This is a genomic window from Roseateles sp. FW305-36 (assembly GCF_058787015.1).
This window is the reverse complement of record NZ_JBYSZK010000006.1, coordinates 58483-70363: the sequence shown is the minus strand read 5'-3', so window position 1 is coordinate 70363 and position 11881 is coordinate 58483. Positions and strand designations below refer to the sequence as shown.

The window sequence follows — 11881 nt, the reverse complement described above, 5'->3', positions numbered from 1 at the left end:
TTCAGTTCTCCACCAGGTATTCGGGCGACATCGCGGCGAGGAAGAGCGCGGCCTTGGCGCGATCCAGCGGCTTGGTGGCCGGCGCGATCTGCGCGGCGCGCAAAAGTGCGGCCTGCAGGTTGGCGCTGGCGCGGCCGGCAAAGAGCACGCGGTTGATCTCGGCGACCAGGCTGGCCGGCGTCGCCGCCAGGGCCTGCCAGCGCGTCAGGTCGATCTTGGTGCCGATGGCGCCAGCCACCGTCGCGTCGGGCGCCACGCCCTTGCCGTTCAGGGCCGTCTGCAGCACGCCGCTGAGCTTGAAGGCGGCGCTGGCATTGAAGACACCGAAGGCCGGGCCGTCCAGGGCGGGGTTGTCGGGCAGGTCGTAGTCGGGCGGGAAGAAGTTGAAGACGCTGGCGGGGCTGTAGACCGTCTGCCCCAGGCCGGCGGCCTGGCTGCGCAGCCAGACGCCGTCGCTGACGCCGCCCATGGCGCGCAGCAGATGGGTCAGCTGCAGGATGGGTTCGCGCAGCTTGCCGAAACTGGCCGGCACCTGCGGCGTCAGCGCCTCGGGGTCGGTCAGGATGGCCGTCAGCACGGCCTTCATGTCGCCGCGCTTGCTGCTCTGGCTGCCGATCATGACGCCGCCGTTGAAGGCCGTGGCCACGCGCTGCACATAGGCGGGGCTGGGATTGGCCGTGACGAGCTGCTGGATCAGCTGACGGCCGATGAAGGGACCGACATTGGGGTGGTTGAAGATGCTGTCGACGGCGGCTTCGACATCGGCCTGGGGCGTCTGGCCGGCCGGCAGCATGGTGCCGTTCAGCAGCTTCTTGGCGCCTTTGTCGTGGTGATCGTCGAAGGCGATCATGGGCGCGTCGTAGTAGCTTGGGTTGCCGAACTTGTTCTTGGTCGCGCCGGGCCGCGGCGCATAGGTCCAGCCGGTGAAGGCGTGGGCGAAACCTTCGACGGTGTCCTGGTCATAGCTCGGCACAGGCTGGCCGCTGGCGTCGAGCTTGAGGCTGCCGTCGAGGTTGAGCTGCCACAGGCCGATGGAGAACAGCTGCAGGACCTCGCGGGCGTAGTTCTCGTTGGGCTGGATGCCCTTGGCCGGGTTGGGCTTGTCGTTGTTGGCCATGTTCAGGAAACGTCCCATGGCCGGGGACAGGGTCACCTGCTTCAGCACGTCGCGGAAGTTGCCGAAGGCGTTGCGCAGGAAGATGCGCTGGTAGTTGGCCATCGCATTGGGCAGCTTGATGACATTGCCCGACACGACCAGGATCTCCGACAGGGCCAGGGCGGTGCGCTGGCGCAGCTGGTCGGGCTGGTTGATGGCGTTGGAGAAGAACTGCACCTGCACCGGGAACAGGCTGTAGTTGTCGCGCTTGCAGGTGTCCGGCGAACCGGCCGGGCAACCTTTGCTCGAGTCCGGGTCGACATAGGGCACGCCGCTGAAGTCGGAGCTGGGCAGCGCGAATTGACTCGCGAGCCAGGCTGCGCGGCCGCGTGCCATCACCTCCGTCACGCCGGCCTCGGTCGGCCCGAAGCTGGCCTGGCCGAGGAAGCGTCTTGCCTCCGACTCCGTCATCGAGGAGGGAGCGGGCGTGGTGGCGGCGAGGGCGGGCCAGCTGAGGCCGGCCAGGGCGGCCCACAGGCAGAGTCGGGCGAAGGGCATGTTGAGTCTCCGAAGCCGCGCGATGTTGGAGGCCGCCGGACGTGTCGTCTCGCCACCAGTTGTGCCGTTTGGTAAGCAAACGCTGCGGACGGTTGCGGACATTGTTCGGACTGTCCGCAAGCTGTCCGCGGACAGTCCGGTCGCCGCCAAGCCGTTGATTTGTCACGGATGACGGCCTGGCACGGTGTTTGCAAAAACTGGGGCATGAACACTCGCTTCCGCGACACCTCCGAGCAGGATCGTCCTCTGGCGCCGAGATCCCGGCGCTGGCCCCTGATGCTGGGCGGCGCCGCTGCCGTCGTCGCCGTGCTGGCCCTGCTGGGCGGCGGCCGCATCCGGCAGATGCTGTCGGCCGACTCCGCCGTCAGCGCCGCCCGCCTGTCTCTCGCCACGGTCGAGGTGGCGCCGCTGACGCGCGACGTCGCCGGCGAGGGCCGCGTCGTCGCCGCCCAGAGTCCCACGCTGTTCGCGCCCGGCGCCGGCACCGCGACCCTGGCCGTGCAGGCCGGCGATCCGGTCAAGCGCAACCAGGTGCTGGCGCGGGTCGATTCGCCCGAGCTGACCAACCGCCTGGCCCAGGAACGCAGCAATGTCGACGCGCTTCGCGCGGACCTGGCCCGCGCCGAGGTCGAGGCCCGCCAGCAGACCGCCGCGCTGCAGAGCGCCTACGAGAACGCCCGCATCGACCAGCAGACGGCCCAGAACGACCTGGCCCGCCAGACCCAGGCCTTCGAGGCTGGCGCGACGGCGCGCATGCAGGTCGAGCGCGCCCAGGACGCCCTGGCCAAGGCCAAGCTGGCCCTGGACCAGGCCCGCGACCTGCGCGGCCTGAAGACCGACAGCCTCAAGCTCGACGTGCAGGCCAAGCAGAGCGCGCTGTCGCGCCAGCAGCTGCTGGTCAGCGACCTGGAACGCCAGGTGGCCGAACTGCAGGTGCGCTCGCCGGTGGACGGCCAGGTCGGCCAGCTCTTCATCCCCGACCGCACCAACGTCGCCCGCGACGCCAAGCTGCTGTCGGTCATCGACCTGTCGGCCCTGGAAGTGCAGATGCAGGTCGCCGAGAGCTTTGCCCGCGAGCTGCAGCCCGGCATGCCCGGCGAGATCACCGGCAACGGCCAGCGCTGGGCCGGCCAGGTCAGCTCGGTCTCGCCCGAGGTCGTCAATGGCGAGGTCGCGGCGCGGCTGCGCTTTGCCGGCACCCAGCCCGACCAGCTGCGCCAGAACCAGCGCCTGTCGGTGCGCGTGCTGCTGGACAAGCGCGACAAGGTGCTGGGCGTGGCTCGTGGCAGTTTCGTCGACGAGAGCGGCGGCAGCTATGCCTATGTGGTGCGCAATGGCGTGGCCGAGAAGGTCGCCGTCAAGCTGGGCGCCCGCTCCCTGGAGCGGGTCGAAGTGATTTCGGGTCTGTCGGTGGGTGACCGGGTCGTCATCTCCGGTGCGGACAACTTCAAGGGCGCGGACCGCGTCCTCATTGCAGATTGACTGCTGATTGAGCAAAGGAAGAGACAGATGCTTCAGATGGAAAAACTGCAGAAGGTCTACCGCACCGAGATGGTCGAGACCTATGCCTTGCGCGACTTCAACCTGACCGTCAAAGAGGGCGAGTTCGTCGCCGTGACCGGCCCGTCGGGCTCGGGCAAGACGACCTTCCTGACCATCGCCGGCCTGCTGGAGGCCTTCAGCGCCGGCCGCTACATGCTCGATGGCATCGACGTCAGCCGCATGGGCGACGGCGAGCGCTCGCGCATCCGCAACCAGAAGATCGGCTTCATCTTCCAGGCCTTCAACCTGATCCCCGATCTCAGCGTGCTCGACAACATCGAGGTGCCGCTGCGCTACCGCGGCATGAGCGGCGCCGAGCGCAAGAAGCGCGCTGCCGATGCGCTGGCCCGCGTCGGCCTGTCGGCGCGTGGCCGCCACTACCCGGCCGAACTGTCCGGTGGCCAGCAGCAGCGCGTCGCCATCGCGCGCGCCCTCGCGGGTGAGCCGCGCCTGCTGCTCGCCGACGAACCGACCGGCAACCTCGACAGTGCGATGGCGCGCAGCGTCATGGAGCTGCTGGAAGAGCTGCACCGCGACGGCGCCACCATCGTCATGGTGACCCACGACCCGCAGCTGGCCGCCCGCGCCCAGCGCAATGTGCACGTCATCGACGGCCAGGTCGTGGACCTGACCGCCGAGCTCAAGGCGCCATCGCTGGCCGTGGCTTGAATCCCATGCGTCGACTGATTCCCGTCCTCGTGCTGCTGACCGCCACCGCGGTCCGCGCCGATGACCTGCTGCAGGTCTGGGCCCAGGCCCGCGCGGCCGATCCGCTGCTGCGCCAGGCGGCTGCACTCAACGGCGTGCAGGAGGCGGCCTCGCGTGAAGCACGCGCCGCCCTGCTGCCGCAATGGAATCTGCAGAGCACCGAGCAGCGTGAGAACGGCGGTGGTGGCCGCTCGCGCACGACGACGAGCAGCCTGAGCCAGCCTCTGGTCGACCTTGCCGCCCTGCGCGAATGGGACGCCAGCCGCAGCCAGGCCTCGGCCCAGTCGGCCCGCCTGGCCGCCGCCGAGCAGGCCGCGCGCGCCCGTGTCGCGGAGGCCTATTTCGGCCTGTTGTCGGCCCAGGCCCAGCTCGCCACGGCCCGCGCCAACGAGGAGGCCTTCGACCGCCAGGTCAAGGAGGCCGACACGCGCTTCAAGGCCGGCCTGTCGGCCCAGGTCGAGGCCGACCAGTCGCGCGCCTACCGCGAGCTGGCGCGCGGCAACACCCTGGCCGCCGAAGCCAATCTGGCCGACGCCCGTGAGGCCCTGGCCCAGCTGACCGGTGCCACGCCCGCCGCGCTGCAGCCGCTGCGGCGCGACCTGACGGCCCAGCCCCTGCCCGACGACGCCGAGGCCTGGGCCCAGCGCGCCCTGCAGGCCAACCCCGAGCTGCGCGCCCTGCAGCTGGACGTGCAGGCCAGCGAGCAGCGCATCTCCGCCGCACGCGCCGGCCATCTGCCGACGCTGAGCGTGGGCGTGGACACGACGCAGCGCCGCGGCGATGGGGTCTCGGCCTTCGACGCCAGCCGCACGCCGACGACGGTCGGCCTGCGCCTGACCGTGCCGCTGTTCGCCGGCGGCGCCACTGCGGCCGCCGCCGACCGCGCCGGCTTCCAGCGCGACGCCGCGCGCGAGCAGCTCGAAGCCGGCCGCCGCGCCGTGCTGCGCGAGGTGCGCGCCGACCACCTGGCCGTCAGCCAGGGCGCGTCGCAGCTGGAATCCACCCAGGTCGCCGTGCAGGCCGCCGAGCGCGCGCTGGAAGCCACCCGCACCGGCCTGACCCTGGGCACGCGCAGCACCACCGACCTGCTGCTCGCCATCCAGACCCTGGCCGGCGCGCAGAACGCCCAGACCCAGGCCCGCCACCGCCATGTGCTGTCCCTGCTGGCCCTGCACCAGGCGGCCGGCTCTCTCGGCGACACCGAACTCGCCACCGTCAACGCCCTTCTGGAGGCCCGCTGATGTTTCTTCACTACCTCGAACTGGCCTGGCGCAACACGCTGGCCGCCAAGGGTCTCTCCGCGTTGATGGTGCTGGCCCTGGCCCTGGGCATCGGCGCCTGCATGACGACGCTGACCGTCTACCACGTGCTGTCGGGCGACCCCATTCCGCACAAGAGTGCGCGGTTGTTCAACGTGCAGCTCGACGCCGGCGACATGGTGGGCTGGAAGGCCGGCGAGGAGCCGAACTTCGACCTGACGCGCTTCGACGCGACCGCCCTGCTGCGTGAAAAGAAGGCCATGCGCCAGGTCATGTCCAGCGGCTTCAACACCGCGGTCGGCCTGCCCGAAGGTCACACCAAGCCGGTCTTCTCCAGCGTGCGCATGACCTCGGCCGACTTCTTCGCGATGTTCGACGCGCCCTGGCAGCATGGCGGCGGCTGGAGCACGGCCGACGACGAGGGCGAGGCCCGCGTGGCCGTCATTTCGGCCTCGCTGAACGAGAAGCTCTTCGGTGGCGCCAACAGCGTCGGCAAGGAAGTCATCGTGCGCGGCCAGACCCTGCGCATCGTCGGCGTGCTCAAGCCCTGGAAGGTGCAGCCCCACTTCTGGGACCTGACCCTGGGCAGCTACACCGAGACCGAAGACTTCTACCTGCCCTTCTCCACCGCCATGGTGCTGAAGATGGGCCACTGGGGCAATATGGACTGCTGGGGCAAGGGCGCCAACGGCGGCAGCTCGCTGGACCTGAACGCCAGCTGCTCCTGGATGCAGTACTGGGTCGAGTTCGCCAAGCCCGAGGACGCCGCGGCCTACCGCGACTACCTCGTCGCCTACTCCGAGGCCCAGCGCAAGGCCGGCCGCTTCGAGCGCCCGACCAATGTGCGCCTGCGCAGCGTGATGGACTGGCTGGGCGCGCAGAAGGTGCTGCCCGCCGACGTGCGCCTGCAGACCTGGCTGGCCTTCGGATTCCTGGCCGTCTGCGTCGTCAACATGGTGGGCCTGCTGCTGGCCAAGACCCTGCGCCGCAGCGGCGAGATCGGCGTGCGCCGCGCTCTCGGCGCCACCCGCGGCGACATCTTCCAGCAGTTCGTCGTCGAGGCCGGCCTGCTCGGCCTGGCCGGTGCGCTGCTCGGCCTGCTGTTCGCCCAGGGCGGCCTGTGGCTGGTGCGCCAGAGCCCGAACGACTACGCCCGCCTGGCCGAACTCGACACCAGCATGCTGGCCCTGACCCTCGGCCTGGCCCTGCTGGCCAGCCTGATCGCCGGCCTGCTGCCGGCCTGGCGCGCCGCCCTCGTCACCCCCGCCCTGCAACTGAAGGTGCAATGATGTTCCAAGACCTCATGCCCATCCTGTCGACGCTGCGTCGGCACAAGATCGCTGCCGGCCTCATCGTGCTGGAGGTGGCCCTGTCCTGCGGCATCGTCACCAATGCCCTGCACCTCATCCAGACCCGCGTCGAGGCGCTGAATGCCGACAGCGGCATGGCCGAGTCCGAGATCGCCGTGCTGACCCTGCGCGGCAGCAAGCCCCAGCCGCCCGAGCGCACCGCCGCCATCGTGATGGAGGACCTGGCCCGCGTGCGCGCCGTGCCCGGCATCAAGGCCGCCACGGTGGCCAACCAGATCGTCTACGGCAACAACAGCAACAACAGCGGCGTGTCGACCGAGCCGGACAACAAGGGCCTGCGCATCGTCGCCTCCCAGTACGCGGCCGACGAGCAGATGATCCCGACCTTCGGCTACAAGGTCATCGAGGGCCGCAACTTCACGGCCGACGAGATCCTCGACGGTTTCCAGGCCTTCGCCGTCTCCGATCCCAAGGTCCCCCAGCTCATCATCAACAAGGTGATGGCCGACAAGCTCTTCGCCGGCCAGTCCGCCATCGGCAAGCAGATCTATCTCTTCGGCAACTCGCCGACGACCATCATCGGCGTCGTCGACACCATGACCCACACCCAGCTGCACCGCGCCCGTGGCGACGGCGGCGGCGCGGCCATGATCCTGCCGCTGCGCGGCGGCGGCTCCTATGTCATCCGTGCCGAGCCGGGCAAGCTCGACGCGCAGATCAAGGCGGTGACGGCCGTGCTGGAAGAGGTCGACAAGACCCGCGTCGTCACGCAGGCACGCACGCTGACCGAAATGCGCGCCGCCTTCTACGCCCAGGACCGCGCCATGGCCTGGCTGATGGGCGGCGTCTGCGTGGCCCTGCTGCTGGTGACGGCCATGGGCATCGTCGGCCTGGCCAGCTTCTGGGTGCAGCAGCGCACCCGCATGATCGGCACCCGCCGCGCCCTGGGCGCGACGGAAGGCCAGATCCTGCGCTACTTCCAGCTCGAGAACCTGCTGCTGACGACGACCGGCGTCCTCATTGGCCTGATAGGCGCCTGGGCCCTCAGCCAGCTGCTGATGCAGAGCTATGAGCTGCCGCGCCTGCCCTGGCTCTATCTGCCTGCCGGCGCACTGGCACTGTGGGTGCTGGGCCAGCTGGCGGTCTGGGTGCCGGCCCGCCGGGCCGCGCGTTTGTCCGCAGTAGCCGCGCTGCGCGCTTGAGGCCATAGTCCGCGCCGCGCGCGGTGAGGGCCGCGTCGAGGAGGGGACATGGGCAAGCTCTTCAAGTGGCTGGGCATCGCCGTCGGTCTGGCGGCGGTGGTCGTCATCGCCGTCGCCGCCACCGGCTGGCTGCAGGCGGAACGCAAGATGGGGCGCCGCGTCGACGTCAGCGTCGCGGCCCTGGTCCTGCCCACCGAGGCCGCCGCCCTCGAGCGCGGCCGTTACCTCTTCGACTCGCGCGGCTGTGCCGAATGCCATGGCGCCAACGGCGGCGGGCGCAAGGTCATCGACAGCGGCGGCCTGCTGGTCATCTCGCCCCACATCAGCCCCGGCCCCGGCTCGGCGACGGCGGCCTACCGTGTCGAGGACTGGGTGCGCGCCATCCGCCACGGCCTGAAGCCCGATGGCCGGCCGCTGATGGTCATGCCCAGCGAGGACTACAACCGCTTCACCGACGCCGACCTCGGCGCGCTGATCGCCTACGCCAGGCAGTTGCCGGCGATCAGCGGCGAGACGGCCGTCGTCCAGCTGCCGCCGCCGGTGCGCATCCTCTACGGCCTCGGGCTCATCAAGGACGCCGCCGCCAAGATCGACCACAGCCTGGCGCCGCCCGCGGCCGTGCCGGAAGGCCCGACGGTCGAGCACGGCCGCTATGTCGCCCAGATGTGCGTGGGCTGCCACGGCGAGGGCTATGGCGGCGGCAAGATTCCCGGCGGTCCGCCGGACTGGCCGGCCGCGGCCAACCTGACGCCCGGTGCCGGCAGCGCTATGGCGCCGCGCTATGCCAGCGTCGAGGCTTTCATGACCATGATGAAGAGCGGCAAGCGGCCCGACGGCACGGGCATCGCTGTGATGCCGTTCGCCTCGCTGTCGCAGATGAACGAGACCGACCTGCGCGGCCTGCATGCCTTCCTGCAGTCGCTGCCGGCCCGCGAGGCGGGCAGCCGCTGAGATTCAAGGCGTCTGCAGGCCGCGCAGCTCGGCCATCCAGTCGGCCCAGTGCTTGTGCACCTGCTGGCGCTGCGCGGCGTCCATGCCGTTGAGCAGCTTCAGCAGGCTGGCGATGATCTCCTCGCGGTAGGGCTGCTCGGCCGGCTGGACCTGCATGTCCTGCACCAGCAGCGCCGTGCCCGCGGCCAGGTCCTGGCGCGCCCAGGCGCGCAGCGCCTGCACCAGCCGTGTCTGGCGGGCGATGCGGCCCTGGGCCATGGCCGGCAGGTCGAAATGCCAGCCGCGGGCGTCGGCCGCGACCTGCCTGCGCAGCGGGCGGTCCAGGTCGCCCAGCCAGCGTTCGAGGTTGTTGGTGTAGCGCTTGGCGCGCTCGTCGGGGCCGCGCCGGCCCGTGTTCTTCTCGCGCCATTCCTCGGTCTTCTCGTCCATCTTCTTCTGCAGGTGCTGCCACTGCTCGGGCCTGAGGCCGGCCAGCAGCGGCGCGGCCAGCGGCGCGGCCTGCTGCAGGCAGCGCTCGACGCTGGCGCGCGCCTCGCGTTCCAGGGCCAGCAGCTCGTCACGCGTCACGCCGCCCTCCAGCGACGCTTCGGCCTGGCGCACCAGGGCGATCCAGCGCGGCAGCTCTTCGCGGCGATGCCAGGCCTGCCAGGTCTGCAGCTGGGCCTTGAGCAGGCTGCGCTGGTCGCTGTCGAGGTCGAGGTAGTTGTCGGCCCAGAGGCCGGCCAGCAGCGGCATCTGCCGGTAGGCCAGGGTCAGGCTGGAGCAGCCGATCAGGGCCAGCACGGCGGCCAGGGCGAGGAGGGTGGCGAGTCGCTTCAGCAGAGGCATGGAGGCGGGACGTGGCGGGTCAATTCAGGCGTCGGTAGGGAAGGGTAGCGCCGCGGCCCACCCGCACCAGGGCCAGGGCTTGCTGCACCTCCGGCAATCCACGTGCCAGGGCCTCCAATTCGGCCCCCTGCGCCTCACGCTCCACGCAGCCCTCGAAGTAGACGACCCGGCCCTGCACCGTGAACCACAGGCTGCTGGGCTTGAGGGCTGCGGCGCCCTGGAGCCGCTCGCGCAAGGCGGCCGCGATGCCGGCGTCGTAGCGGAAGGCGTTGGGCTCGCTGCATTCGCCCTTGAGCCAGCAGGTGGTGCCGCGCTCGGCGCGGTGGTGGGCCTGCACCCGCGCCTCGGCCGCGGTGATGCGCGGGCCGCGCGGCTCGGGGCAGTCGGCGATGTCGTGGGATACGGCCTCGAAGGGGTCGTTGAAGCGGTTCAACACGTCGTCATCGGTGGCACCCGCCAGCAGCAAGGCCACCAGCAAGGCCTTCATGGGCAGGCCGTGCGCAGCATGGGGAAGTCGATGCCGCGCGCCTGGCCCTTCAAGGTGCCTTCGATGCGTGCCACCAGGCGGTCGGCCGCCTCGCGGCGGTAGATGACACGCTGCGGGAAGTCGTGCGTCGGGTTTTCGAACACGGCCTCGGCCGCTTCGCCGTCCTGCTGGCGCAGCAACCCAAACTCGGTGGGCGGCCGGCCCTGGGGTTGGGCGATGAAAGTGAGCCGACCGTCCGCGTCGGCGCGGATCTGCATGAACTCGAACTCGACGACGCGGCCGTTCTTCAGCGTGCGCGCCATGCCCAGCATGACGCCGCCGGCCGGCGCCATCCACTGCTCGACCGATCCGGCCTCGCGGCCGGTCTGCATCCAGCAACCCGCCAGCCAGTCGACGGCCGCGAAAGGATGGGCCTGGGCCGAAGCACAGACCGCGAGCAGGCAGGCGGGAAACAGCTTCATGAGCCGGATTCTGATGGGCGCGGTTATCGTTGGTGCCCAAGCAAACCCTCGTCCCCGTTTCCACCCCGTGTCGAATCAGGATCTGCCCCACACCTTCAAGCTGTTGACGGTCTGGCTGCTCATGGCCGTCCTCATCTTCCTGGGCTTTCAGTACTGGGAACGTGAGCGCGAGTCCAGCCGCTTCCGGCTGGCGGGTGAAGTCGTCGTGCTGACGCGCGCCGACGATGGCCATTTCCACTGGCCCGGCCGGGTCGGCGACATCGAGGTGGATTTCCTCGTCGACACCGGCGCGACCTCGACGGCACTGCCCCAGGCCTTGGCCGAGCGCGCCGGCCTCAAGCCCCTGGGCGCCGTGCAGACGCACACCGCCGGTGGCGCCGTGCGGGGCTTTCTGGCGCGAGCCGATGTCACGCTGCAGGGCGGCGTGCGCGCCGACAAGCTGGCCGTCATGGTGCTGCCCAACCTGGAGGCGCCGCTGCTCGGCATGGACGTGCTCGGCCGCCTGCATTTCTCGCAAAAGCCCGGCGAACTCCGCATCGAACCGAAATCATGATCCGCACCCTGGTCCTGCTGTTCTGCGCTCTCGTGGGCCCCGCCCACGCCGCCTGCCCGCCCGTGCCGGCCCTGCCCAGCGCCGAACAGGCCGCCGCCTGGGCCGCCAAGGCGCCCGACCGTGGCCTGCTGTGGCGCATCAGCCGCGACGGCCACAGCAGCTATCTCTTCGGCAGCCTGCACGTCGGCAAGGCCGACTGGGCCTATCCCGGCCCGGCCCTGCGCGCGGCCTGGGCGGTCACCGAGGTGCTGGCGGTGGAACTGGACCCGGCCGACGTCGGCGCCGTGCTGGCCGAGTTGCCCAAGACGCAAGCGCTGTCGCCGGCCCTGACGCGCCGCCTGGACGACCAGGCCCGCGTCGCCTGCCTGCCGCCGGGAGCGCTGAGCGCCCTGCCGGCCGTGCTGCAGCTCAGCACCCTGAGCCTGCTCGAAGCGCGCCGCGACGGCTTCGACGCCGGCTTTGGCCAGGACGTGATGCTGCTGGCCTGGGCCAAGACCGACGCGCGGCCGGTGCAGTCGCTGGAAAGCGTGCAGGAGCAGCTGCAGGCGCTGGAGCCCTCGGCGGCCGAGCTGCCCGCCATCGTCGACGGCAGCTTGCGCCAGCTCAGCAAGGGCCAGATGCGCGAGCCGCTGCGCAAGCTCGCGGCCAGCTGGTCGCGCGGCGACCTCGCCACGCTGGCCCACTACGAGCGCTGGTGCGCCTGCGCCGACAGCCCGGCCGAGCGGGCCTGGATGAGGCGCGTCAACGACGACCGCAACGGCCCGCTGGCCGCGCGCATTGCCGCCCTGCATGGCGCCGGCCAGAGCCTGCTGGTGGCGGTGGGGGCCCTGCACATGAGCGGGCCCCAGGCCCTGCCCCGGTTGCTGGCCGACCAGGGTTTTACCGTCGAAGCCCTGCTGCCCAGCAAGTAGGATCGTTCCAGGCGG

12 protein-coding genes are annotated in these 11881 nt (G+C 70.7%); 8 read left to right on the top strand and 4 right to left on the bottom strand.

What is annotated here, in order from left to right; all coding sequences use genetic code 11:
• Position 1: 1 nt before the first annotated feature.
• On the bottom strand, positions 2-1654 hold the full coding sequence (locus AC3WOE_RS12815; protein ID WP_492690941.1) for a DUF1800 domain-containing protein: 1653 nt from the start codon (positions 1652-1654) through the stop codon (positions 2-4).
• 204 nt (positions 1655-1858) lie between these two features.
• On the opposite strand from AC3WOE_RS12815, the gene AC3WOE_RS12810 reads away from it, so the two are divergent.
• The 6 genes from AC3WOE_RS12810 to AC3WOE_RS12785 are packed head-to-tail and all read left to right on the top strand — an operon-like array spanning position 1859 to position 8626.
• Positions 1859-3136 carry an efflux RND transporter periplasmic adaptor subunit gene (locus AC3WOE_RS12810; RefSeq protein WP_492690940.1) on the top strand — a complete coding sequence of 426 codons (1278 nt, stop codon included), beginning with the start codon at positions 1859-1861 and terminating at the stop codon, positions 3134-3136.
• 27 nt (positions 3137-3163) lie between these two features.
• Positions 3164-3865: an ABC transporter ATP-binding protein gene (locus tag AC3WOE_RS12805; RefSeq protein ID WP_492690938.1), complete on the top strand. Its 702-nt coding sequence runs from the start codon at positions 3164-3166 to the stop codon at positions 3863-3865.
• A 5-nt stretch (positions 3866-3870) separates the two neighbouring features.
• Complete coding sequence (locus AC3WOE_RS12800) at positions 3871-5145, top strand: TolC family outer membrane protein (RefSeq protein ID WP_492690936.1); 1275 nt, start codon at positions 3871-3873, stop codon at positions 5143-5145.
• Positions 5145-6452, top strand: a complete 1308-nt coding sequence (locus AC3WOE_RS12795; RefSeq protein ID WP_492690935.1) for an ABC transporter permease — start codon at positions 5145-5147, stop codon at positions 6450-6452. The genes AC3WOE_RS12800 and AC3WOE_RS12795 overlap by 1 nt, the downstream gene beginning before the upstream one ends.
• Entirely contained in the window at positions 6452-7675 is a 1224-nt protein-coding gene (locus AC3WOE_RS12790; RefSeq protein ID WP_492690934.1) for an ABC transporter permease, read from the top strand. Before AC3WOE_RS12795 ends, AC3WOE_RS12790 begins: the two co-directional genes overlap by 1 nt.
• A gap of 48 nt (positions 7676-7723) precedes the next feature.
• The gene (locus AC3WOE_RS12785) at positions 7724-8626 is read left to right on the top strand and encodes a c-type cytochrome (RefSeq protein WP_492690933.1); all 903 of its coding nucleotides are present in this window, start codon (positions 7724-7726) and stop codon (positions 8624-8626) included.
• Positions 8627-8629: 3 nt separating this feature from the next.
• Here AC3WOE_RS12785 and AC3WOE_RS12780 read toward each other — a convergent pair whose 3' ends face one another.
• The 3 genes from AC3WOE_RS12780 to AC3WOE_RS12770 are packed head-to-tail and all read right to left on the bottom strand — an operon-like array spanning position 8630 to position 10402.
• Positions 8630-9454, bottom strand: a complete 825-nt coding sequence (locus AC3WOE_RS12780) for a DUF6279 family lipoprotein (RefSeq protein WP_492690931.1) — start codon at positions 9452-9454, stop codon at positions 8630-8632.
• A 19-nt stretch (positions 9455-9473) separates the two neighbouring features.
• Positions 9474-9941 (bottom strand): BON domain-containing protein, encoded by a 468-nt coding sequence (locus AC3WOE_RS12775; RefSeq protein ID WP_492690930.1) that lies wholly within the window; start codon positions 9939-9941, stop codon positions 9474-9476.
• Positions 9938-10402, bottom strand: coding sequence for a DUF6265 family protein (locus AC3WOE_RS12770; protein ID WP_492690929.1), 465 nt, complete (start codon positions 10400-10402; stop codon positions 9938-9940). Before AC3WOE_RS12770 ends, AC3WOE_RS12775 begins: the two co-directional genes overlap by 4 nt.
• Before the next feature lie 67 nt (positions 10403-10469).
• Between AC3WOE_RS12770 and AC3WOE_RS12765 the strand changes: the two genes are divergently transcribed.
• Together AC3WOE_RS12765 and AC3WOE_RS12760 are read left to right on the top strand one after the other, a co-directional pair.
• Positions 10470-10955: a retropepsin-like aspartic protease family protein gene (locus tag AC3WOE_RS12765; RefSeq protein ID WP_492690927.1), complete on the top strand. Its 486-nt coding sequence runs from the start codon at positions 10470-10472 to the stop codon at positions 10953-10955.
• Positions 10952-11866 (top strand): TraB/GumN family protein, encoded by a 915-nt coding sequence (locus AC3WOE_RS12760; RefSeq protein WP_492690926.1) that lies wholly within the window; start codon positions 10952-10954, stop codon positions 11864-11866. The genes AC3WOE_RS12765 and AC3WOE_RS12760 overlap by 4 nt, the downstream gene beginning before the upstream one ends.
• Positions 11867-11881: the final 15 nt, after the last annotated feature.